This is a genomic window from Microcoleus sp. PH2017_09_SFU_O_A (assembly GCF_020738625.1).
In the GTDB taxonomy this organism is placed as follows: domain Bacteria; phylum Cyanobacteriota; class Cyanobacteriia; order Cyanobacteriales; family Microcoleaceae; genus Microcoleus.
Genome location: NZ_JAEQCF010000042.1, coordinates 1 through 24,334, shown reverse-complemented (window position 1 = coordinate 24,334; position 24,334 = coordinate 1). Strand labels below are relative to the sequence as shown.

Annotated in this window: 21 protein-coding genes; 7 read left to right on the top strand and 14 right to left on the bottom strand. The window is 44.9% G+C overall.

Translation table 11 applies throughout. The features are described from left to right. The first annotated feature begins 165 nt into the window (after nt 1–165). The gene (locus tag JGK16_RS16905) at nt 166–1,101 is read left to right on the top strand and encodes a polysaccharide deacetylase family protein (RefSeq protein WP_293146205.1); all 936 of its coding nucleotides are present in this window, start codon (nt 166–168) and stop codon (nt 1,099–1,101) included. Between the two features lie 217 nt (nt 1,102–1,318). On the opposite strand, the gene rnc is transcribed toward JGK16_RS16905, so the two are convergent. After that, the gene (gene rnc, locus JGK16_RS16900) at nt 1,319–2,032 is read right to left on the bottom strand and encodes a ribonuclease III (RefSeq protein ID WP_293177014.1); all 714 of its coding nucleotides are present in this window, start codon (nt 2,030–2,032) and stop codon (nt 1,319–1,321) included. Between the two features lie 150 nt (nt 2,033–2,182). Beyond that, nucleotides 2,183–2,680 (bottom strand): NYN domain-containing protein, encoded by a 498-nt coding sequence (locus tag JGK16_RS16895; protein ID WP_293177016.1) that lies wholly within the window; start codon nt 2,678–2,680, stop codon nt 2,183–2,185. An 837-nt stretch (nt 2,681–3,517) separates the two neighbouring features. Here JGK16_RS16895 and JGK16_RS16890 point away from each other — a divergent pair. Beyond that, nucleotides 3,518–3,661, top strand: a complete 144-nt coding sequence (locus tag JGK16_RS16890) for a chlorophyll a/b-binding protein (protein ID WP_325314842.1) — start codon at nt 3,518–3,520, stop codon at nt 3,659–3,661. Nucleotides 3,662–3,856: 195 nt separating this feature from the next. Here the strand turns inward: JGK16_RS16890 and JGK16_RS16885 are convergent, their stop codons facing one another. The 8 genes from JGK16_RS16885 to JGK16_RS16850 all read right to left on the bottom strand — a co-directional run bounded on the left by JGK16_RS16885 (nt 3,857) and on the right by JGK16_RS16850 (nt 12,438). After that, entirely contained in the window at nt 3,857–4,069 is a 213-nt protein-coding gene (locus JGK16_RS16885) for a hypothetical protein (RefSeq protein WP_293177018.1), read from the bottom strand. 107 nt (nt 4,070–4,176) lie between these two features. Next, a complete protein-coding gene (locus JGK16_RS16880; protein WP_293177020.1) occupies nt 4,177–4,395 on the bottom strand; it encodes a hypothetical protein in 219 nt (72 codons plus the stop codon). A 212-nt stretch (nt 4,396–4,607) separates the two neighbouring features. Continuing rightward, the gene (locus JGK16_RS16875) at nt 4,608–5,000 is read right to left on the bottom strand and encodes a response regulator (RefSeq protein ID WP_293177022.1); all 393 of its coding nucleotides are present in this window, start codon (nt 4,998–5,000) and stop codon (nt 4,608–4,610) included. Between the two features lie 231 nt (nt 5,001–5,231). Beyond that, nucleotides 5,232–5,465 (bottom strand): hypothetical protein, encoded by a 234-nt coding sequence (locus JGK16_RS16870; protein WP_293177024.1) that lies wholly within the window; start codon nt 5,463–5,465, stop codon nt 5,232–5,234. A gap of 79 nt (nt 5,466–5,544) precedes the next feature. Next, entirely contained in the window at nt 5,545–8,163 is a 2,619-nt protein-coding gene (locus JGK16_RS16865) for a PAS domain S-box protein (protein ID WP_293177026.1), read from the bottom strand. A gap of 294 nt (nt 8,164–8,457) precedes the next feature. Next, nucleotides 8,458–10,704 carry a glycoside hydrolase gene (locus JGK16_RS16860; protein WP_293191446.1) on the bottom strand — a complete coding sequence of 749 codons (2,247 nt, stop codon included), beginning with the start codon at nt 10,702–10,704 and terminating at the stop codon, nt 8,458–8,460. Nucleotides 10,705–11,310: 606 nt separating this feature from the next. Beyond that, nucleotides 11,311–11,550 (bottom strand): NifU family protein, encoded by a 240-nt coding sequence (locus JGK16_RS16855; protein ID WP_193975189.1) that lies wholly within the window; start codon nt 11,548–11,550, stop codon nt 11,311–11,313. Nucleotides 11,551–11,787: 237 nt separating this feature from the next. Further along, a complete protein-coding gene (locus JGK16_RS16850) occupies nt 11,788–12,438 on the bottom strand; it encodes a DUF3386 domain-containing protein (RefSeq protein WP_293177030.1) in 651 nt (216 codons plus the stop codon). Nucleotides 12,439–12,755: 317 nt separating this feature from the next. On the opposite strand from JGK16_RS16850, the gene JGK16_RS16845 reads away from it, so the two are divergent. After that, entirely contained in the window at nt 12,756–14,294 is a 1,539-nt protein-coding gene (locus JGK16_RS16845; RefSeq protein ID WP_293191449.1) for a PAS domain S-box protein, read from the top strand. A 595-nt stretch (nt 14,295–14,889) separates the two neighbouring features. Here the strand turns inward: JGK16_RS16845 and JGK16_RS16840 are convergent. Beyond that, nucleotides 14,890–15,702, bottom strand: a complete 813-nt coding sequence (locus tag JGK16_RS16840) for a GAF domain-containing protein (RefSeq protein WP_293177034.1) — start codon at nt 15,700–15,702, stop codon at nt 14,890–14,892. Between the two features lie 903 nt (nt 15,703–16,605). Between JGK16_RS16840 and JGK16_RS16835 the strand changes: the two genes are divergently transcribed. Next, a complete protein-coding gene (locus JGK16_RS16835; RefSeq protein WP_293203287.1) occupies nt 16,606–16,737 on the top strand; it encodes a hypothetical protein in 132 nt (43 codons plus the stop codon). Nucleotides 16,738–16,891: 154 nt separating this feature from the next. On the opposite strand, the gene JGK16_RS16830 is transcribed toward JGK16_RS16835, so the two are convergent. Both JGK16_RS16830 and JGK16_RS16825 read right to left on the bottom strand, forming a co-directional pair. Next, nucleotides 16,892–18,808, bottom strand: a complete 1,917-nt coding sequence (locus JGK16_RS16830) for a GAF domain-containing sensor histidine kinase (RefSeq protein WP_293177036.1) — start codon at nt 18,806–18,808, stop codon at nt 16,892–16,894. An 855-nt stretch (nt 18,809–19,663) separates the two neighbouring features. Further along, complete coding sequence (locus JGK16_RS16825; RefSeq protein ID WP_293146178.1) at nt 19,664–19,891, bottom strand: type II toxin-antitoxin system CcdA family antitoxin; 228 nt, start codon at nt 19,889–19,891, stop codon at nt 19,664–19,666. Nucleotides 19,892–20,637: 746 nt separating this feature from the next. Here JGK16_RS16825 and lepA point away from each other — a divergent pair. The 3 genes from lepA to JGK16_RS16810 all read left to right on the top strand — a co-directional run bounded on the left by lepA (nt 20,638) and on the right by JGK16_RS16810 (nt 23,716). Then, nucleotides 20,638–22,452 carry a translation elongation factor 4 gene (gene lepA / locus JGK16_RS16820; RefSeq protein WP_293177038.1) on the top strand — a complete coding sequence of 605 codons (1,815 nt, stop codon included), beginning with the start codon at nt 20,638–20,640 and terminating at the stop codon, nt 22,450–22,452. A 275-nt stretch (nt 22,453–22,727) separates the two neighbouring features. Beyond that, complete coding sequence (locus JGK16_RS16815) at nt 22,728–23,300, top strand: type II toxin-antitoxin system HicB family antitoxin (protein WP_293177040.1); 573 nt, start codon at nt 22,728–22,730, stop codon at nt 23,298–23,300. Next, complete coding sequence (locus tag JGK16_RS16810; RefSeq protein ID WP_293191452.1) at nt 23,297–23,716, top strand: type II toxin-antitoxin system VapC family toxin; 420 nt, start codon at nt 23,297–23,299, stop codon at nt 23,714–23,716. The genes JGK16_RS16815 and JGK16_RS16810 overlap by 4 nt, the downstream gene beginning before the upstream one ends. Before the next feature lie 80 nt (nt 23,717–23,796). Here JGK16_RS16810 and JGK16_RS16805 read toward each other — a convergent pair whose 3' ends face one another. Beyond that, nucleotides 23,797–24,072, bottom strand: coding sequence for a hypothetical protein (locus JGK16_RS16805; RefSeq protein ID WP_293177044.1), 276 nt, complete (start codon nt 24,070–24,072; stop codon nt 23,797–23,799). Between the last annotated feature and the right edge of the window lie 262 nt (nt 24,073–24,334).

The following is a 24,334-nucleotide window of genomic DNA, read 5'->3' as shown; positions in this document are numbered from 1 at the left end:
CCCGATTATAACGCATTTTGGGTTCTCGGAAGCATTTTGGGCGATCGGCTTACGGCATCCACACTCTACCTAGATTCCAAAGAAATACCAAAAAAAATGTCAAGTTAGCTGAATTTGCCTCTATTAATGGTAGAGGTAAAAAGCACACAACTTGGTAAAGAAAGTATGAGCTTCGAGCAATTGTTAGAAAACATAAAATTCCTGGAAAATTTTCTTTTTAGACTGCTACACAAAGTCAAACTGATTTACTTATTGGTGATATTTGCCATCAGTATAGGTATTTCTGGCTGGACAGTAGAATCTAACTTCACCAGAATCCCTATAATCGGTTTTCACAACATTGTAGACACTCGCAATCCCGCCGACTTACCACCTCGGAGGCTCGCTTTTCCCACTAACTACACCAAACAAGACTTGTCAGTATTTTTAGAATATCTAATTAAAGAAAACTATTGGTTTTTATCATCTCAAGACTTGTACGTATACTTTATTGACAAGTCGCAGCCAATACCCGCTAAAAATCTCGGTCAAAAACCAATCATGATAACCTTTGACGACGGCTACAAAGGCGTTCATGAAAATGCACTTCCAATATTAGAAAAGTTGTCTGTAACCAACAAAGAAAAGGGTAAATTTGTGTTATTTGTCAACCCTCACTTTTTAGGTATTGATATGGGCAAAGATTTTTTAGCACACACTACTTGCAACGATTTAAGAGATGGATATCAAAAAGGTTTTTATGACATTCAGTCACACGGTTTTACTCACAAAGACTTAACTAAGGTGAGCGGAAAAGAATTAGAATTTGAAATTGCAAAATCTAAGTTAGAGTTGAGAAAATGTCTGGGGGATTTAGACAAAAATAAAGTTATCGGCGCTCACATCGCCTATCCCTACGGCGCATCAGACTCGGAAGTGGAAGATATTTTGCCTAAATATCATTTAAGTGGCTTTTTGTACAATGACCATTTATTTAGAGTAAACCGACTGGAAAATAACTACCGCATCTCTCGCATCACTGTCGATAAAAATACGTCGCCTACAGATTTAATTAGGATAGCCAAAAGAGCTTCTACTTTGAGAAAGAAAGAGTGGCTTTAGGCAGCATTTCGGGTTTTTATATCTCTTTGATTGGGCGAGTTGATGTATCCCCAGAGCCACTGAGGCGCGCGTCTATTGTGTCATCTGGAAAACAAACTATAGCGGTTCTTAATCGTGGTTAGGTATCCCCGATGCCCTGTTTGGCCGATGCCCCATGCCCATGAGTACCTCATCTTTCTGAGAAAGGCTATAGTAGTTTTTATCGGTGTTTTCACGTTTAGATCAGTCCGCGTTTTTTCAGCTTTGCTAGCGCATCTTCAGCCGCATTTTTCTCAGCATCTTTCTTGCTTTTACCTTTACCTTCTCCATAGGATTTGTCTCCAACATAAACTTTAGCGAGAAATTCGGGCTGATGGGGCGTTCCTCCTGCTTGGACTGTCACGTATTTGGGCGGAGTCGTGTCACCGTTGGCTTGTACCCATTCTTGAAAGCGGTTTTTCGAGTCTACAGTCGATCGCGTTTCCACCACATTGTCGGGAACAGAATCAAACATTTGCCATACAAACTCACGAACTTTGTCCATATTTTCGGTGTCGAGATAGTAAGCGCCAATGAATGCTTCAAAGGTGCTGCTGAGCAAATTTGGATTAGTAATTCCACCTTCTCGATAAGCTCCTTTGCCGAGCCGCATTTTTAAGTCTAAACTGATTTCAGTAGCAAATCTGGCTAATTGTTTTTCATCTACCAATGCAGAACGTCGGCGAGTCATTTGATCTTCTCCCATTTCTGGGTGACGCTGATAGAGATATTCGCCGCTGAGAAATGTCAGCAAAGCATCGCCGAGAAATTCTAAGCGTTCGTTGTCTGCTTCGCGGAATGTGGGGTTTTCGTTGACGTAGGAACGGTGGGTTAGTGCTTGGCGCAGCAGTTTTTCATTGTTGAATTGGGGAATCGTTATTTGGAGTTCTTGTGTTTGATTAGTTGATGGCATGGGAGTTTGATAATTGTTATTGATTTTGGAGTTTCTTGTTGTTATGTTGGCGGACATGAAAGAGCCGCAGATGGCGGTTGGTTTGGAGAATTTAGTTTATCAAATAAACTAGATTTTTGCTATCTGCGGCGGGGTAAATGTCGAGGTTGTTTATGCTGTGACTTTGTAAGTCTCGATCGACTTTGGCAATTCATCGATCAAGTAAAATCTATCTGCAAGCTTTTTGAGATTGTGACTATCATTACCTTTGCGGGCAACAATTATTACCTTCTTCCCCTTTTCATGCAGCTTCTGAATCAAAATCTCACCGTAGCCGTCTCCAGAGACAATAATAAATGTGTGTGGGTATAGGCTACTTGAAGCCTCACTAAAGCAGTCTGCTGACAAATGAAAGTCTACAGCATTTTTAATGTTTTGGGATACATGAAAACATTCAAAATTTTGAGAGCGCAAATTTACTTGTGCTGCCTTATTTTGTTGTTGCCAATTATCGTAAACTTTGCGGTTAACTACATATCCAAATTTATTAGCCAAGAGCAATAAATCTGGGGATATTTTTAAGGTTGGGATGTTTTGATAATCCCAATAAATGGAAACTAAAGCTTGCTGTTGGTAGATTAATCCATTTGAGGTTCGATGAGTGTCCATTTGAGTAATTCCTAAAATTTGGTGGGCTGGACAGCCTCGACATATCGCGCATCTAGCATTAATGGAGTTTTGTCTGTGGATTTGCTCAAAAATGAACATCTCGGCACAAGACAATCTGTTACCATAAAACACTTTGATTTTGTAGGGATTTGATTAGCGTCTTAGCTACAGGGTTGATAGAACTGTAACGAGCTTAGTAGCAGCCCGTTGAAGGGAAATCTAACTCTATAATGTTTCGATTTATGTCAAAATTGTAAGTAACCGGGGAAAATTAATTACATAAAGACTCTTTACGCTTGTAATGGTTTCAGGCGAAATGCCGTGTAATTAATTCTGCACAACTACTTATTAACTTGTTAAAACGACATTAGACTTAATTTCCGCTCAACGGGATTCTAGAAACTTGCTACAGTTCTATCAACCGTGCAGCTAAGACGACTCAATCAACATTCCTTAATTTTGAATGCGATATTTAGTTTTAGCTCTGCCTTTAATCTAGCTTTTTGAATTTTTGATGTCAAGTATTTAGTAAAAATTATTTTTCTGACATTCTTAGACCTCTGAGCAATATTTTCGTGAACCTGACACCGATCGCAAGTTACGCGCTTGCGACAAGAGTGAAACCCCGTTTCTACGAGATTTGGCGACTACTCACAGAACATATCGGGAGAAACCCGGTTTCTCACCCCCGTGCGATCGCCCACAAGCCCCTCTACACGTCGATTCATCCTGCTGACAAGCAGCATTTGAAAAATAAATGTAAAAATATGTTGCAATGTTTCTTTCGCTATGTTAAGTTTAGTTACATAAGGTTGAAATACAACGAGGTTTATGGTCATGGAAAACAAAGACGCAAAAGTAGGCTTCACCGAGTTCGCTGAAACCTGGAACGGTCGTTTGGCAATGCTAGGCTTTGCGATCGGCTTAGCTACCGAATTCCTCACCGGTCAAGGCATTCTCTCTCAAATCGGTTTGATGTAATCAGCTTAACTCCATACAAGAGCTGTAATTTGTGGGGGCGATCGACCCCCTTACAAGTGCGATCGCCCGCACGCAAATAAGTCCCTTCACTCACAGTGAAGGGACTTTTGCATTTTTTATTAAAAATTCAAACCGATGGCACAATCAAAAAACTTTTTCGTCTCAATATTTATCGTCAGTCAAACTCGATCTTTCCTAAGCAATTCCTACTGAATCCAAAATTCTCGCTTTAGGAGTCAAAGCCGGAAGCTTAACCAAACCTTCCTGTTTGTGAGTCCGCAGGCTTTTACCTAAAATCATCTCCGACAGATCCGGCATTTCCTGCCAGCAGCGCGAGCAGAACCAATAAACGCGATTGTGGCGAGCGTGGCGTAACAATTGAGAGGAGCAACAAGGGCAACTATTCATGATATTTTAAACCTTCTTTAAGATATGGATCGATAAACCAATTGATTACAGAGATTGAGGAATGCCGCTGTATCTCTACTCCAGGCACAACAATAAAAAAGCTCTTTTCACTCCAAACTTTGAGCGTCTGACAAGTAGCACTTTTGGATGCCCAACAGCAACACCACAATTAGAACCTGAACGCCCCAAGGAGCCCAAGAGAAACCCCAAATAAAACAACCCAGTCCGGCCAAAGCCACAAGAACAAAAATATCTTGAGAGGTTTGCCAGTAAATCCAGACGGCTGCCAGAGAAACTATCAGTAGCAAAATGTAAGCTGAGGGCATAGTCGTCTTCTCCCAAGGTTTTGGCAAACAGTCAGGATCGATTCCTGACGATGTGCTTAAATTAAAACTTAAACCTGAAGAACTTATGAAGATAAGTAAGTTGTTACAAAAAAAAATATAATTCTGCCCGATTATATTCAGCATAAAAACCGAGCAGAAATAATTTGTTTTTTTGGTTAGAGATTTCACAGATTTTAAGGCGCACAATCGACCTATGCTTCCTGCCAGCCCAGAGCTTCAGCCACCTGAGCAGCCAAAGCCATCGGTTCAAAAGGCTTAGCAATCACACTCACTACCCCCAAATCTGCGAACATCCGCCTGTCGCTAGCGAGAGCCTTAGCCGTCAATAAAATTACCGGAATGTGCTGGGTAGCATGATTAGCTTGTAACTGTTTAAAAGTAGTAGGCCCGTCTTGGTCGGGCATCATCACGTCGAGGAGAATAGCATCAGGCTGTTCGGCAAGAGCCTTAGCCATACCCTCGCGACCAGAACTTGCGGTCAGGACTTCCCAGCCCCCCACCACCTCAAGACTGACTTGAGCCACTTCCCGAATATCTTCGGCATCGTCAATAACCAAGATGCGTTTGGCAGTCAAAATTAACATCTTTTTTAAGAATCAGAACTGATCACAGACTAGAGGCGAAATGTGAATGTTTTGTAAAGCAAACTTTTTTACCGATCGGACTTTACAGTAAAGCTGCAAAACTGTACAGAAGAATGAAGTTCGGCAACGAGCAATGTACGGGATGTAACGGATGGAAGGAAGAAGGAAATCTTTCCTTCTTCCTCGCGATAGAAGCTATCTAGCGCAAGGGTTTCAGCAATTAAGAACGTCCTAACCGCCTTGGCCGTTGCTATACAACGGAGTCCCCAAAAATCCGCTGTTCGATCGACAATCGCGATTTTGCCCGTCCCTGCCTGTATAATCCGTCTTTGCCAAAAATGACTGGCCCGGACGCACTTCAGACGCCTCGAAAGCTGGTTTTTTAGCGTTTCTGCTGCCTGCAACCCAGTCTTTTGGTAAAAAAGCCTGGTTTCTGCATCCAGGATGGTATGAAAATTTTTGCATTAATATTTTTTCATGAGTAATGGCGAATGCAATCTACCTAATGGGGAATATCATCTGCCGAATACATAAGTGCCTTTCGTTAACCTTCTCCCTCCCCCATAACTGGCAGACGTAAGAAAAAAGTGCTGCCCTCCCCCAAAATGCTCTCCACCCAAATCCGGCCCCCGTGCTGCTGCACGATACTGCGACAAATAGCCAGCCCTAAACCAGTACCTCCCTTTTGGCGACAATCAGAAGCATCAACCTGTTGAAAGCGCTCAAAGACCATCTCTAGCTTGTCCGCCGGAATGCCGCGTCCTTGGTCTTTAACCGCAATCAGGATTTCCGAACTCACGGGTAAGTGCGGATTGGTGGCAGTCTCGGGAGACAACAAACAAGGAGACGACACTGACTTCAACTCAGCTTTTTCTGCCAAATCCGGATGCTCGATCGACTCACCGCTCAGCCAAATCGTAGCACCTGCGGGCGAAAATTTTATAGCATTGCTGAGCAAATTTGTCAATGCCTGAATTAGCCGATCGGGAACAGCGAGCAATTGCGCCCTCACAGGTCTCACAGACAGAGTAACTCCTGCCTGCTGGGCCATTCCCTGCATCTCGTCAGCCGCCTGCAACATCAGATCCGCGACATTGCAAGTTTGTTTGATGGCAGTGCTGTAATTAGAATCCATGCGCTCTAAATCCAGGATGTCGTTGATCAAGCGCACTAACCGGTCAGTATTAGCTATCGCAATCTCCAGCATCCGCTTGGCTTTCTGGGGGTGAGCCTCAAGCAGGCCGCTGTTGAGGAGACCGAGTGCCCCGTGAATCGAAGTCATGGGCGTCCGCAGTTCGTGGCTGATAACAGATATGAATTCATCTTTCATGTGCTCGACCGCAAGCTGATCGGTGATATCTTTAAAAGTCACCACAGCGCCAATAATTTCGCCTTGTTCTCGCATCGGAGCGACAACGTACTCAACTGGAAAACTGCTGCCGTCTTGCCGACAAAAAACCTCATCCGTGACACGCCGAACCTCTCCGTCTCTCAAGGTGTCTAAAATTTGAGAACATACTGGGTTCGAGAGTTTTCCCGTGGTTGGTGTGGCGCCCTCGGGGGCAAGTTGAGAGCCGGAATTGATATCTGTTGCAGGTGACATTTGCTCGTTAGCGCAGCCCTCGAAGAGGATCGCCTTCGAGCATTCTGCCTGCGAACGGTGTAAGCTTTCAGACAAAGGTCGATCGATCCATTGCTTCGATTCGCAACCAGCCATTCTCACCGCCGCCGGATTGACAAAAGTTACTTTTCCCTGTTTGTCCAACCCGCAAATTCCTTCTGCTGCGGAGAACAAAATCATTTCTGTTTGGTGGCGGAGTTGTTCGAGAGCTTTTTGAACTCGCTTGCTATCGGTGATGTCGCGAGCGATAGTTGAAATGCCCGTTACTGCTCCTGTGGCGTCTTTAATCGGAGAAATCGTCAGAGACACATCTATCTGTTCGCCGTCTTTACGCAAGTGTACGGTTTCGTAATGGTCGATCGTAGTTCCAGCCCGAATATTTTCCAGAATTTGGGGGATTTCCTTGGGGCGTTCGGGAATTGCTAAAATCTCGATCGACTGTCCCTTGACTTCCTGCGCGCAGTAGCCGTAAATCTTCTCGGCTCCTGCATTCCAGCTCTGAATTGTCCCGGCGAGGGTTTTGCCCACGATGCCGTCGTCGGAAGACTCGACAATCGACGCCAAGCGCACGAGTTCATCTCTAGCTTGCTTGTATTCAGTAATGTCGCGGCCCAGTATCACGATACTTTTACGTCTGCCGTCGGCATGAAATACGGGTACTTTAATTACATCGTAGATTTTTACAGTACCGTTCGATCGGGGAACCACTTCTTCTCCCCTACAAAGAGTACCTTTTTCCCACGCTGCTCGATCGCTCACCTCGCAAGCCTGTAGAGCCTCCCCGTAAAAACTGCTGAGTTTTCCTAACTGAGTATCTGTGAGGCTCCGGTAGTTATCTGCTGATAGCTCAAACAATTCCAATATTGCTTGATTTGCCTCCTGCCACCTGCCCTCGCCATCTTTAAAGCAGACAATATCTGGCATGGCATTCATCAGCGATTCGAGATAGGAGTTTTCTTGGAGTGCAGCTTCTACCTCTCCCCGCTTGGCGATTTCCCGTTGCAAATTTTCGTTTGCCGTTTGCAGCGAGTCGATCAACAAACTTTCTGTAAAAGTGCGTTCTTTAATTACTTGTTGAAGTCTGTGGAGTTCTAACGATAGCTGCCTGCGAGCTAACAAATTTTCTACGCGCAAGTGCAGTTGGCTGGCATCTATGGGACTTACTATCAAATCATCAATTCTGCCTTCGAGTTGTTTGGAACTCAGCAAAAACTGCTGCTCGGAAAGAGTCGGCGTTTGGGAATTTATCAATAGCAAAAACGGTAAAAAACTAGGCTCCACCGCAGTTTTTAATGTTTCAACCATGTGCCCGATACGATCGAAGTTTGCCTCGTCGAGAATGCACAAGTCAAAAGCTATTTTTGGAAGAATAAATTCTGAGTTTGGTTCGGAAGTCCAATCGAGTAGCATCACCTCATGCTCAGTGTTGAGGTGTGCGATCTGCAAGGGTTGTTGGTAGCGATCGAGCGAGAGCAAAATGCGGCTCATTAGTTTGATGATTTCCCAATGACTAATGATTAGATGTCCAGTAAATTCACCCATTATTAGGTTTGTAGTGAGGACTTCAGTCCTCAAAAAACAGAGGACTGAATTCCTTACTACGAACCAATTTTCTAGCGCAGGTTTGTAATGAGGACTTTAGTCCTCAAAAAACAGAGGACTGAAGTCCTGACTACAAACCTATTTTATAGCAGGTTTGTAGTTAAGACTTCAGTCCTCAAAAAACAGAGGACTGAAGTCCTGACTACAAACCTATTTTATAGCGCTCGATCGACCGGACGCGATCGGACTAATGACTGATGACTAATGACGCCAGGACTCATGACTCATGACTCTTTAAGGCATTCCAATTCCAATCAAAGAATCGAACGGCATACAGCTAGAGTAGCGCTCCCCGGACGATAAAACCGCAATCAGCCTCATTTGCCAGTCGGGCATAATCTGCAAATCCGCCCAGGGTACTGCTATCTCCAAACATTTATCCAATCCCACTTGGGCCCGGCTGAGGCGGGGCTGCCACTCATCGCCCTCTCCTGCTTCGTGAAACCCAATCGATTTCGTCAGCAAATTAATCTCTAACTGATGGTGGAAGCGATAGTTGATGGGTGCTTCATCGGGCAAACCTGACAGCGGAATCAAGCTGTTGTGCATCGTGCGATCGGGATAAAACCAGAACAAGTTTAACTCCGGCGGGCAATCAATGCCCGGCCGCACCCCAGCATTGAAGTCGGCGCGAAGGTAAAAATTCAAGTGATCTACGCCGTACCAAAGCCGCTGAATTGCCGCACTCCGGTGCATCGTACCCCTTGCTCCCCCAACTTCAATCCGGCCGGCTTTGTCCCAATCCTGTTCGTTGCCGATACCGTCGATAATCGGGTGAATAAAGCTCAGCGGTTGGTGGTCGCCTTGAACCTCGTGTGCCTCTACTTGTCGCAGCACTTCCGGGGGTACAGGCTCGCCGAGAGCTTCGTAGATTGCTGCTACGTGTTCGCGGAATAGCCGATCGAACATAGCATCTTGATTCGACGTGTGGCCTTCGCCAAACCACCAGAACCAGTCGGAACCTTCCGCCGCATAAAGCGCTTCCCAAGCTTCGGGATTGCTTTCTTCCGTGGCCTCTGGATGGTTTGCCAATACTTGTCTCGCCGCCCCTAACAAATCCCAAGCGCGATTTTTGGCAGGATCTCCGATCCAAGTTGTCAGGGAACCGTCTACCCAGGAACCGGTATGCAGTTGGGCGGCGGGTATTGTTTCGGTGGCGGGGAATTTGTCGAGAAATTCCGACACTGTGACTAATTGGATATCGGGATTGTCGCTGAGAGTTTGATAGAGTGATTCTAAGAACGGTTTGCCATCTTGAGGATAGAATTCCCAGCAATTTTCGCCGTCTAGGGCGATCGTCACCAACCACGGATTTTCTAAAGATGTGTGGCCGTCGGGTTGTCGGTGTTTGAGAGTTCTGCCGATCGCCTCCAAGTGTCCCACCAAATCCGACGCTGCCTTCTTCGGTTCCATCGAACCGTAGGTAAAACCAATCAAATCAGACAACCTGTGGTCTCTAAATACGATCGCCAAATCGCCATCAGGAGTTTCTAAACGATAAGGGCGATATAACAATTCTGGTTCGCAAACATTCCCCGCCCCATCGCGGTGAAAAAAGTGTTTAATTGTCCACCCCAATACCGCCTCATCCGAGACAATCCATTTAAACCCTTGTTTAGCAATGTAGGGCAAAATTTCCGGGCTAACTGCCTGTTCCGACGGCCACAAACCCCGCGGTTTACAATCAAATCTGTCTTGATACATATCCCAAGATTTTCTCAAATGTCTGGGAATATCTTCAGCCCACTGGAACCTATGTTCTGGCAGAGTCATGTTAGGAATCGCTATGCGGCCGCCATTTGTGTCAGCAAGCAGCGGCAAAATCGGGTGAGTGTAGGGGGTTGTGGACACTTCCAACTGTCCCTCAGCTTGCATTTTACGGTGCTGGGGAATGATTCTGGCGAGGATTTCTTTTTGTTTTGAATAGATCTTTTTGCGATCGGCCAGATTGAAATTTTGTCCTTGTTTCAGCCACCCTGCAATCTCGGGGTCATCCCAAAACAGCGGATCGATCCAAGCTAAATTGTGCCACGCCAGCAAGTCACCAAAATCCTGCACTTTCCAGTTTGCCAAGCACCATTGAATCCCTTTTTCCTGCCGCTGAGTGTAGAGTTGAGCGTACCGGGGATGCGGCTGAATCAGGGTGTGGTAGTTGGCATCAAAGAAGTGTTCTAAAATGAACTCTTGTTCAGCGATGTTTAAAGTTTCTGCTGGCTTGAGAGTTACCGCCAAGTAAGGGTCTAATGCTTTGTCGGCGATGCAGTCTTCTATCTGCAAAATTAAGGACGGAACCAGGTTTACAGTTTGATGCAGCTTGGGATATTTTGCCAGAATTAGGACTAAATCCAAGTAATCTTTGACTCCGTGCAAGCGCACCCAAGGCAGTCGATACTCGGATGCTCCGGCGCTAGTGAACGATCTTGATTTGTAGAGGGGTTGGTGTTGGTGCCAAATGAAGGCTACGTAAAGGGGGTGAGACATTGATTTTGGTAATGGGTAATGGGTAATGGGTAATTATAATTTGTAATTGGTATTTTGTAATTGGTATTTTGTAATTGGTATTTTGTAATTTTGTCAGGAATGCTTAACTTCTATCTTTAGGGTGATGAACAGCGCAGATTGTCCCTATTAAGTAGCGCTTCCAACTTCTCAATTGCAGGTTGATGCTGCACACATTACTACCATCGAGTAGCACATAAAACTACTTTTTGTATCTAGGGCTTTCATTCAATTGATATTTGACCGCTTGAGGGCGACCTTTAACTCGAAGGAAGAGGATTGGATTCAGTTGACAGTTGACAGCAGCCTCTATCTAGAAGGAAGATGATTGGAGTAATGAATCGTCTTGTTTTAATTTCTCCTTAAAATGGACAGGCTTTCAACCAATTCTTTCTGGTAATAGCGGTAAAAGCTTTAATAGCCAGTCAACTAGAATTATCTTCATTTCCGTACAGTCATGAATTAACACTCAGGCTGGTAAATTCTGGATTAAAATCACCTGTCGCTATATAAGGAATTGAAAAAAGGTAACAGTCAACCGTTAACAGTCAACTGTCAACTGTCAACTGTCAACTGTCAACTGACTAATTACATTACCTGTTCGACTTCAGAAATTTCAGGGATTGCTTCGCGCAGGCGGCGTTCAATGCCCATTCTCAGAGTCATTGTGGAACTCGGACAAGAGCCGCAAGCTCCTTGCAGTCTCAGGTGTACTACTGGGCCGTCGATTTCTACCAGTTCGACGTTGCCACCATCTGATATCAGGTAGGGGCGCATTTCATCGAGAACTGTTTCGACGTTATCTCTGGTTAGTGCTAGTGTTGTCATATTTTGCCTCAAAAATTATTCGTACAATTGACTTAGTTCGATCGTACCGTTACTTGCCGTTAAATGAAGTTGAGTCCGAGACACTAATCGCAAAACCCGCTTGCTCCAACAAAACGGATTTTGCAATTAATCCTTCCCAGAATGACTGCAACTGTAGGAGAGATTCCCCCACCTGGGTTGTCATCCATCGTTGCCAAGTCTTTAATCTTCAACGCGCAACTCGAAAAGGGTATAACCCTAGACTACTGCTGGTTCTAGCAGTTTGACGTTGGAGTAGTTAAACTCGGTTGTTGTCAGTTGACCTTTTTCTTTCGATCGCACTACTTGCTTGGTCATGACATAATAGTCGCCTATCTTGTCAAAGGTATCTTCAAATTCCAGTTCTCTGGTGATTTCGTTGGTTTCGGGGTTGCGAAAAACGGCATCGTAATGACTAGCCAAAGAACCTTCGGGTGTCTCTAAGCTTTTGTGCGTGTCAATGACGAAAGCCATGCGACCCATCACCCGGCTGACTTGACAAATTGACAGACCTCGGATTTTATAATTCGAGCCCATTGAGTCGCCTTGCACTAAAATATCCACAGCGTCGGTACTGTCCTTCTCGCCGAGGGTGAAGCTGTTTTTGCCGTGGGATTTTTCAAATGTCGATCGCTTCCGGTGAGTCACAATATCGCGCATTTGAGTGTAAACGCTCTGCTTTACTTCCTCATCGGCAATGCCACTGACTTCCACTGTCATGTCTGGTTTAATGGAAACATGACCCGTATATACTTCGTCGCCTTGCTTGAGTTCAATATCGGCGCTGTAACCGGGAAAGTTGGCATCCCAGGTGTAACGGTGTTCGTAAGCAGCGCGAAACAAATCGCGAGCGTTGGCTGGCTCTGTCATAAATCTCTCTTTCTATTTACACCCATCTAGTTTAGCGTAACCGCTCCTGTGCCCTGCATTGACGGCAGGGGCGGGTTGCCGACTCTCGCAGGTTCCCGAATGGGGTGCTGTCGCTAGGCTATTAACTTTACCGCCACAAAAAATTACTTTCAGTCTCAGTTGCTATGATGTCAAAATAAAGTCACGCAATGACTGGTGATTAAGATCGCGATCGATCGCCATACATCACTCTTAGTTATGGGTTATCTTAAAAAAAACTTCTGTCCGCTTTTTAGAGTTTTCACCTGTGGCAACTATTAGATTCCCTAATTAATAAAATGCTAGAAACAATTTACAAATACCTAGAAACGTTGCAGGAACAAGTTAAGCATTTACCACCTCCCCAACAGGCAATTTTAATAAAAACTGTGGAAACTCTGTCAACTTCTTTGCAAGAAATGGCAACCAGCCGCCAGTTTGAAAGTGCGACAAATAACGCGGCAAAGTTAGTTGAGGCGGAAAATTTAAATCGTCTTTTGGAACGCACTGTCGCCCAGCAAGCGGCGCAACTCAGAAAGCTACAGGAGCAGTTGAACGAAGAAATCAACCAGCACCGCCGGGATAATAAAGCATTAACTAAAAGCGAAGCCAAACTTCAGGCTGCGCTCCGTAATTCTCCAGATATAATTACTATTGTTGGCTCCGACGGGCGAGTCCGATATCACAGCGCAGCGCTAGAGAGAGTTTTGGGTTACAAGCCAGAAGAGAGAATTGGCAAGTTTCATGGCGAGTTGATCCATCCAGACGATTTGCTGAGTTGGAAGGCATATTTTGGCAAGTTGCTAGAATTTCCTGGAGTTGGGGCGACAATTGAATATCGCAAACGCCACGCGGACGGTTCTTGGATCTACTTGGAGTCGATCGGCAATAGTTTGCTTCACGATTCTAGCGTACAGGGAATTCTGATTGCTTCCCGGGAAATTGAGGGACGCAAGCAAGCAGAAAGCGCACTCCTGGAGTCGCAACGGCACTACAAAATTATGTCACAAATTACTTCGGATTTTGCCTATTCTTTCAAGGCACTTCCCAACGGTAACTTTGTTTGTGAGTGGGTAACGGAAGCTTTGGCGCGCGTGAGCGGTCATCTTCCTGAAGAATTAACTGCCTCGGGCTGGTGGAGTTCAGATATCGTTCACCCTGATGATAGGGAAATGTTAATTAAACAATTAGAAGGCTGTACTTCTAGAGGTATGGGAGTCAATGAGTATCGAATTGTTAACAAAAATGGTGGTGTGCGCTGGGTGCGGGACTGCTGGCAAGCCGTGTGGGACAAAACTGAAGGGCGGGTTGTTCGTTTGTGGGGCGCTTGTCAGGAAATTACCGATCGCAAGCAAGTAGAATTGAAACTGCAACTCGTTAACAGAGTTTGGCAAGCCCAGATTGCATCGGCGCCGCTGGCGATTAACTGTACCGACAATGACGGCCGCACCCTTGTCTGGAACCGCGCCGCCGAAGAACTTTTTGGCTGGACTGCTGCTGAGGTTTTGGGTCAACCATTGCCGAATATTCCTGAAGGACAAAAGCAAGATTTTTACGCGCTGCTGAAATCTGCGGGTAATGGCAAACCGGAAAACGGTTTGGAAGTGTCTTTGCCCAAAAAAGACGGTAGTTCGATCGACCTTTGGCTGTTTGCCGCACCCGTACAAGATGCAGGCGGCGAGACAGTCGGCAGTATCAACATATTTTCTGACCTTTCAGAACGCAAGCGCATAGAAGATGAGCGCCAAAAACTAGCATCCCTGAAAAATATGGAAGAACCTTTTTGGGCCCGCTATGTCAGCCGCCCGCCAACCAAGAAAAAAGATGGGGATAACTAATTCCCTCAAGCATATAGCGGTTCTCAGAAAGATTCGCGGATGTTGTTGGGCTTGGGCCCTCTTGGTTTAAGCGGTTATATAAGCTGTCAGTCATACCTCATCTTTTTGAGAAAGGCTATAAGTTAAAAACACTAAAAGTCCGAAGCAGCAATCTTCTGCTGGCGATATCATCTCCGGTAAAATAGCCGTTGCAGATTTGTAGTAAGGAAGTCGGTATTCTGAGTTTTATTAGTACGGACTTCCTCACTACAAAGCTATTCGATCGATCCCACATAATATCATAATAAATACACCCTGATTCTACCTTTATTATTTGCTATGCTGTGTTAGACACAACCCTAATGACCTAAAAATAATTTAGTAACCAGCTATCGAAGTTCTTGAAAAAATCTATAGCAATCAGAGCGGATTGGCACAAGATAAAAACTTTTTTGTCTGGCTAGACTCCTTGTTGAACAAGGATTTAAATTTTTCTAGAACTAGCAAATAAATTAGTATTGCTATATTGCTATATAGATGCAAGTGTCACATTTTCCAGGCAGAAGACTTGTGTGCCCGATCAATATTCGAGTTTTTGAATGCGGGAATTGCATCTTTACTTGTTTAGAGATTTTTGCTGACTCCTCAAAGCATCTAACTCTACGTGAGCCTGACAAGCTTTACTTGACTGAATGGAATCTAAGACATTACCAATTACCTTGGAAAGATGGAGAGCCGAACGGTGAGCTTCTTGGATAAAAGCTCTTTCCTCTATTGGATCGTCGGCCATATCATCTACAGTTAGTTGTAGATAGCCGATGATGTGATTTAGTGGAGTTCGCAGCTCGTGGGATGCGGTTGACAAAAACTCTTTTTTAAACTGGGATAGTTCTTTTGTTCGCTGGCTGCGCTCTTGGTAGAGGGTGGCTAGGGCGATCGCACTTCCGACTTGATCCGCAACTTCTTCTGCGAATTCGATCTGGTCTTGAGTCCAAGGTCGATCGGCATTACCATCATTCCCTGACAATCCGCCCTCGCACCGGTGCAAGCTAATTATGCCATTAGGTTTATCTTGATAAGCGGTAGCGACCACTAGCAGCGAATGCCGTTCAAAAGGATCGTCGGCTCCTAACGATTCTACTACCACCGGTTTTAGGGTCTCTAGAGCTTGAGTAATATGAGGTGCTGACGTGAGCGAGATTTTCACTCCCAGCATTGGTAGAAATGGTTCTTGGCAGTATTCAGCAGCCACTGTGACTTGCTGGCTAGAACTTTGATAGGGACAAATGATGCAACGGCTGACACCTAATGTTTGTCCGAGAGAGTTAACTGTTTGTTGCCAAATGGTATCGAGATCCAAAGTTCGACGAATCTTTCTGCCAATTTGGAGCAAAAGTTTTTGCGATTGAGCTGATACTTGCTGATTCATAGCAACCCTCTTTCTACTAGACTGGCAAAAGTCTACCACTCCACCAACACAGCAGAAATTTACTTAATTTGCCAGACGCAAACTGTTCAAATAGAGGTTTGCGTAATTACACTTAAATGTTCCCACACTTAGTCAAAAAATACTATCTATTGCAAGGATCTTTACAATATCTTTACAATTCTCACATAAAACTAAGAACGTCAAGTTTTCTTAATATAACTTTACAATAGGGCTGTGGAAGTTAAATCAGTCCTATGGGTGGGCATTCAGTTCTGGTAAGGTTAGCGATTTTTTGGGGGGGTTTATTCGCAGGTGTGAGCCGCGAAGAGACAGAGCGAGATGATCTGTTGTCCTACCCCCCCCAATGCCATTGATGCGAATTCTGCGTGGGTTCGGCAGCGGTGGGGCGATCGGTCTGAGTGGAAAACACCGAAGGAGGGAGATTGGTGGCGGACAAGGTAAAATTTGATACTGCGACGGGCAATATAACTGTGTTATTATGAAAACCACCAATTATCAATGATTTTTATGCGCGAATTTGTAATCAGGGATACACCGATCCCGACATAATCAACTGAGTGATATACAAATTTGTAAGTGGTAAGTGGTAATTGGTAAGTGGTAAGACAACTGGCGAGACACCCAAGTTGAGAACAGCTATAGCTATTTTTTATTTCTTGCTTCTTGCTTATTCCCTCCTTTGCCTGCGGACAAGTTTTGCTTCTTGGTGATTTGCTCGGGCTTCTGATCTCGGACTTCTGGCCTCAACATCTATCCGTTAAATCGGTCAAATCCCTGAAACTGATTCGTTTCCCCACGTCCTTGAACGTCGCGACGATCCAATACGCTTGGGATAAGCTTTCAATAGTGCGACCTCTACCTAGAAGGAAGAGGATTGGAGTAATGAATAGTCTGATTTTAATTTCTCCCTCAAAGACTTGGGGCTTTCAACCAATTCTTTCTGGTAAAAACAATGTCTTGCATTTAGTTTGTATCTTTGGGGCGGGCAGGATGCCTACCCCACAAGAGTTTTAATCAAATGAGTTGATCTTTGGGGCGGGCAGGATGCCTACCCCACAAAAGTTTTCATAGATCGGATATCGCTTTTATGGATAGCGTTCCTCTCTTCGGATAACCCAGAACTGAAGCAATTACCGATGACCAATTACCAATTACCAATTACCAATAATTAATTTTTCAAGAGCGGTTCTTGATAAAGCACCACAGTAAAAGTAACAGTCGAGCCGAGTCCTTCCCCCATACTGTAAAAATTTACTGTGCCACCCATGGCTTCTACCAGTTTTTGAGAAATAGCCAATCCCAAACCAGTGCCGCCGTATTGTCTGGTACGAGCGCCGTCCACCTGAAAAAATGACTCAAATAATTTATATTGCTTGTCTAGAGAAACCCCAATGCCAGTATCGGCAACTCGGATTTTCACAATTCCGGGTAACTCCTGGTTGTTAACAGTTACTTTTTTCTTAATAACTTCGGCACTGATGCGAATTCCGCCTTCCTTGGTAAATTTAATTGCATTGCCGGTGAGGTTCAAAATTACCTGAAGCAGGCGTTGGTAGTTGGCATACAAAATAATCTCGTCCTCGATGGCTGGTGTTTGGATTTGAAATTGCAATCGCTTTTCTTGCACTTGAACCCGTGTAAAGTTCTCCACTTGCTGCAAAAGTTCGCCGAGTTTGACTGGAGCGAGGTCTAACTCCATTTTGCCAGCTTCGATTTTAGCGATATCCAAAATATCGTTAATCACATTGAACAAGTGTAATGCCGATTGATAAGCTTCTTCGATAAATTGGTGCGCTTCTTCGGGGTCATCTGCCATGCCATCCAGAACCAGTTTCAGGAAACCGAGGATGCCGTTGAGGGGGGTGCGGAGTTCGTGGGAAGTATTGGCAAGAAATTGACTTTTAAGTTGGGAAAGGGCGACGGCTTCGGCACGGGCTTGTTCTAATTCTTGGTAAAGTGTAGCGTGGGCGATCGCGCTGCCGACTTGAGCGACTAACTCGCGGGCAAATTCGAGTTCGACAGGACTCCATTTCGGGGAATTGCCGCAGCGGTGCAAACATATCAGGGCATTGGGTTGGTCTTCATAGAAGGTAGCTGCTACGAGCACGGAATGGCGATCGAAGCGATCGACAATGGGGGAGGCGTAATCGACTGCTACGGGTTTTAACGTGGCTAAAGTTTGAATCCAGCCCGGCTGTTCGGCTGCGCGCAGTTGTAATCCCAGCATCGAAGAGTAAGGTTCTTGGCGGTACTCAGCTACTACTTTAAAAGTTTTCGATTGGAGATTTTCGATTTGATCGGCAGACAGCGGGGGCGATCCATCGCTGGCAATTGAGTGTTGCAATTCTGCTGCTAGATCTGGATAATTTTGCTGATTTTCTGAGATCGGGAAGGGGGAAATTTCGAGGTTTTCGCTGTCTTTTTTGGAGGAACAGATGATACAGCGGCTCGCGTTCAAAACTTCACCCAAACTGTTAACTGTTTGCTGCCAAATTGTCTGTAAATCGAGTGTTCTGTGCAGGTTTTGAGCGATTTGGGAGATAATTTTGCGATCGATTTCCGAGTAGGTAGTGAGCGGTCTACCGATGAGGCTGGCTGGATACAGCATTTGTTGGCTGGCGTCGGAGGAAGATGGCAAAGCTGGATATGCCATGAATTCTGGGGAATCTGCCGACAATTGTACGGGTTTGTCCGACAGCAGCCTGCCCATAACTAAGACTTTTGTAGCTTTACCGTTGGAGTCGATCGCCGGAGTGACTGTCAAATCGAAGAGAAAATATTGTTCGGCGTGGCAAAATGGATAGCTAAACCTTTGGGGGACAAGGGTTTCGAGCGCCCGCCGCAGGCGTTCGAGATAAGGTGCAGGGGCGATGGGTTGCAGGGTTTCGCTAAGGGGGCGATCCTCTTCGAGGGCTTCGCTAACGACAATTTCTTCTGCTGTGAGGTTGTACTCCTCGGCTTTTTGCCAGTAAAAAGACAGATATCGACCCCTTGCGTCTTGGGTAAATACTAATTCTGCCCCTAACTCTTGAAAAAATGCTGTAGAGGCGAGGTTCGATCGCCGGAAATCTGTGTTAGAGTCCATCAGATTAGGGGATAAAAGTAATTCTGATTTTGAGTATTGAGTTTTTGATTTAAAATTTAAAACTCAAAATTGTTTTGGGTTTTGATAATTAAGATGTGAGTTATGGTAGAAGCAATAAGGAAGAGTGGAGAGTTGACAGTTGATAGTTGACAGAAGAGCCCGAAAAGCCGGTCGTTGGGTTGACAGAAGAGCCCGATCGCGCAAGACAAGGGTTAACAGAAGGAAGAAGGAATAAGCCCTTGCGGCTTCCTTCGGCTAAGCCGTATAAGTCGCTCAAGCTAAAAAGATGGAAGATGCAAGATTGAAGATGGAAGATGCAATCGAGCGCATTAGTTTTAGCAATTAATAAATTCCCCGCGATCGGGCACGGTGGCTATATTAATTGACTGCAAAGTAGTTGGCTTTTTAATGAATGATTCACAGGTCGAGACTCGAAACTCAGAACTCTTTTAGACTTCTACCACAGCATTTTTAGTTATCAATAATTTCCCCAAAAATTAATTTATAACTCAACTCAAAACTCAAAACTATTTGTTGTCAGCAGTTTTCGGTAATTTAAAAATACAACTTAAGATGTAGGAATTAGTAGTCTGCACATATTAACTATCGAGTTTAAAAATTCCGCCAAAAGTTGAGGCTGCCAAAAACTCAAGTCGGGGACTGGCGATCGCATTTTTGCCGTCACAATAGAAAAGCTCCTTCTACTTAACCAATATTGCTCCGAACCACCTGTATTTCGCCCGGAAATCTGCCGGAGTTATCTCGCCGGAGCTCGGACGATCTAAATTTCACACCCAGAAATTTTATGCCCAGCAGATTTGTGCGCGCCGTAGGAGGGCGAGACAGGAGACAACCTCAGTCGTTCCATTCGCCGCGGGGCGGGACAGGAGGGGTGCGACGCAAACTCATAGCCTGATCGTCTTCGCGACGCTCGCCTCTGAGCCACTGCTTGATTGCTGTTTCAATGACTTTGCTGGGGTCATTTGTCAAGTGCTTAATTTGGTCTAGCAGTTCAGAATCTATATGGATAGATAGTTCCACTTTTTCTGACGAACTGTGGGAGTGTATACTTGACTCGCTCATACTTAAAAAATCCTAGTTTTAATTCTTAAGTTTCAATTCCTTCTAGGAATTTACGCCTTTTTGTTTTGAAGGAAGTGTTTTGAAGGAAGTGATGCCTTATCCCTAGTAGAGATGCACAGCGGCTCAAAACCTGTATTTTTTACACCCTTGCCGCCCCGCTTCCGTCATTTGACCAAATTATCTGCTTCTTGTCAAGCGCTAGCAACTTCTCACCAATATTTTTCAGTTTGCTATCCGCCTCTGTAGAGTAACCTGACGCCAAAAATGGGTACAAGCGCCCGACAATCGTGGTGCTCGGCCCAAAATTTTAGACCCCTGCTCGATCTCCCAGATTTATCGGTTGCGGAGTAAGTTGAAAATCGTTCTCCTTTTTTGAACTCGATGCTCGCGCTCGCTCAAGTCTCACGCCGCAGTCTCCAATCTCAAATCTAAATCTGTTGTGCACCCCGAAGTCTAAAATCTCTAATCTCAAATGGACTGGGCTGTTCGTTTGATGCGGGATGCTGCCGATCGCCTTTTTCTCAACTGTTCCAGAGTTTTCTGTAAAAGAACAAAGACAAAACTTTTTCTGAGGAGGGCGTCTAGGCTGGAGCAGGCTAAAAAACATAGCATAAATACAATGGCTTTGTCAACCCACAACCGAGAAAAATTTAAATTCTATTTAAGTCTCTAAATGACTATAAATGACTGTAGATTGAATGAAGTTTTATAATATAACAAAAGTCAATCTTTTGCCGATAGGTTTTATGACAAACGTTCCTGTATCTCGCATTCGTAATTTTTCGATTATTGCTCACATCGACCACGGAAAATCGACTTTGGCCGATCGACTGTTGCAGGCGACTGGGACTGTGAAGGCACGGGAAATGAAGGAGCAGTTTTTAGACAATATGGATCTCGAACGCGAACGTGGCATTACGATCAAGCTGCAAGCGGCTCGGATGAATTACACTGCCAAGGACGGTCAGGAGTACGTGCTAAATCTGATCGACACTCCCGGACACGTTGACTTTTCCTATGAGGTTTCGCGATCGCTCGCTGCTTGCGAAGGGGCGCTGCTGGTGGTAGACGCTTCTCAAGGCGTGGAAGCACAAACCTTGGCAAATGTCTACCTTGCCTTGGGAAATAATTTAGAAATTATTCCGGTTCTAAATAAAATTGACCTGCCGGGGGCGGAACCGGAACGGGTTAAAGGGGAAATTGAAGAAATTATCGGTCTGGACTGTAGCGGGGCGATTGAGGCTTCTGCTAAGGAAGGAATTGGTATTGATGATATTTTGGAGGCGATCGTGGAATTGGTGCCGCCGCCGCAGGATACTGTTGAGAAACCGCTGCGGGCGCTAATTTTTGATAGTTATTACGATGCTTATCGCGGGGTAATTGTGTATTTCCGGGTGATGGACGGAAGTGTCAAAAAGGGCGATCGGGTTTTGTTGATGGTTTCGGGGAAGGAATATGTCATCGATGAATTGGGCATTTTGTCACCGACGCAAGTACAAGTAGACGAACTGCACGCGGGAGAAGTGGGTTATCTGGGCGCGGCAATTAAGGCGGTAGCTGATGCTCGCGTCGGGGATACGATTACTTTGGTCAAAAAGCCTGCACCGGAGCCTTGGCCTGGTTATACGGAGGCTAAGCCGATGGTTTTTTGTGGCTTATTCCCGATCGATGCAGACCAATTTCCTGACTTGCGGGAAGCTTTGGAAAAACTGGAACTCAACGATGCGGCGCTTTCCTACGAACCGGAAACTTCTAGTGCGATGGGATTTGGTTTTCGCTGCGGTTTCTTGGGTTTGCTGCACATGGAAATTGTGCAGGAAAGATTGGAGAGAGAGTACAATTTGGATTTGATTGTTACGGCTCCTTCTGTGGTTTATCAAGTCACAACAATTAAGGGAGAAGTGTTAACAATTGACAATCCGAGTCACTTGCCAGATCCTCAATATCGGGAGAAGATTGAGGAACCTTATGTGCGGGTAGAAATGCTGTCGCCGGAAACTTATGTGGGGGCGCTGATGGAGTTGTCTCAAAGTCGGCGGGGCATTTTTATGGATATGAAGTATCTGAGTCAGGGGCGGACTACGTTGGTTTATGAGTTGCCTTTGGCGGAGGTGGTGACGGACTTTTTCGATCAGATGAAATCGCGATCGCGCGGTTATGCAAGTATGGAGTATCACATCATCGGTTATCGCGAAAATCCGTTGGTGAAATTGGACATTTTAATTAATGGCGATCCGGTTGATGCTTTGGCGATGATCGTGCACCGGGATAAGGCTTACAATGTTGGCCGCGGCTTGACGGAAAAACTGAAGGAGTTGATTCCCCGCCACCAGTTTAAGGTGCCGATTCAAGCGACTATTGGCGCTAAGGTGATTGCTTCGGAACATATTCCGGCTTTGCGGAAGGATGTGTTGGCGAAGTGCTACGGCGGCGATATTTCGCGGAAGAAGAAGTTGCTGCAAAAGCAGGCGAAGGGTAAGAAGCGGATGAAGTCTGTGGGTACTGTGGATGTGCCGCAGGAGGCTTTTATGGCTGTGCTTAAGCTCGATCGCGATTCGTAATTTGTCTGTAGGGCTTTGTTAGGAACAGGCAAGATGCCTGTTCCACAAACAGTCATTTTTCTTGTGGGGTTCTAGGAACAGGCAAGATGCCTGTTCCACAAAGAGTCAATTTTATCGTAGTTTTTTGCAATCACCTCGAACAGGCAAGATGCCTGTTCCACAAAGAGTAAATTTTCTTGTGGGATGGGCATCTTGCCCGTGCCAAAAAGGTTTATTGAAAATGATATAAGATGTTGATATAATTAACAATATAATTCTCACTTGAATTTACTATTATGACTACCAAAATATTACTGAAGTCGTCGGACAAATTAACTAACTTTTCATTGACAGCCGTCATCGAACAGGAAACAGAGGGAAAATATCAAGCGATGGTATTGGGTTTACCTGAATGTCAAGCTGAGGGAAATACTCGCGAAGAGGCGATCGCAAATCTCAGCCAACTTGTGACGAATCATTTAGAAAAAGCTGAATTCATTTCGCTAGAAATCCAAGAGCAAAAACCCGATAGCCCAGCTTTGACAATCCTGATCGAACAGGAAACAGAGGGAAAGTATCAAGCGATGGCTTTGGGTTGGGAAGAATGTAAGGCAGAGGGTAATAGCCGGGAAGAGGTTATTACCAATATTAGCTTAGTTGTGGGCGATCGGCTAGAGAAAGCCGAACTCATTTCTTTGGCAATTCAACCGCCCAAACCGGAACATCCTTGGATGAAGTTTGCTGGAATGTATAAAGACAATCCGCTATTTGATGAGGTGGTTGCTTATATGGAAGCCGATCGCAACACCCTTGATGAGGAAATGGGAACAGATTACCCACAAGTTGATGTGGAGATCGGAGTAAAATGAGTTTGTGGGTACTGGATACGGATTGTTTGACACTTTTTCAAAACGATCATCCGCTGGTAAAGCTGCGAGTTAGTCAGGTTAATCCTGAAGAGATTGCAGTAACAGTGATTACCGTTGAGGAACAAATGCGGGGATGGTTGAATGCGATCAACCAATCTTCTCAATCGGAGCGAGTAATCTGGGGTTATAAGGGATTTCTGGATGGAGTAGAGTATTTCAACAGTGTGAATGTGTTGAAGTTCGATCGCGATGCTTACAATTGCTATACAGATTTGGTGCGTCAAAAGATTCGCATCGGCACAAAAGATTTGCGGATTGCTGCTATTGCGCTTTCTAAAAACGCTATTCTGGTGACGCGGAACCGGCGAGATTTTGAGCGAGTACCGGGTTTGAGGTTTGAAGATTGGACAATTTGAGGAATTGGGTGAGGGATTAAATGCGATCGCACTTTTGGACATTAAGGGCGATCGCACTTTTGCAAATAAACCATCAGAGATTACTCATCATCATCTGCTTTACTACCTAAAAGTCCGAAAATTGCACCGACACCCATATTCCAAGTATCCTTGCAAGTCTCAAAAATGCGAATTTGTTGCGGAGATAGCCGATCTTCCATACTAAGCGATAAGGACACGCTTCCAGAAAGTAAGGTAATACAGACAACAGTTGCGAAGACGTACTCGAAAGGAGAGGGAGGTTGAGGAGAGGTATTTTTACGAATCATTTTAGGAGATTTAGGTTTAGCAGGTGTCATATTTGGTTGAGCTTTCATAATTGCTACCTTTTGATTGGTGATGTTTTAATCATAAAGGGCAAAACCTTGAAAGTCAGCCTGTGTATGGGTTTCAAATACTATGAGTTTGATATGCGTTTAAGATGCGTTTGATTGGCGATCGCCCGCTATAATACTTAAAAGGTTTGTAATTTGGCTATGACAGGCTCTCCAGAACTTATGGTGATAATTTTATCTAATGCAAGAAACAAGCTAATACGCGATTTCTAAAATTATCAAAATTAGAAAAGCCATACCCTTG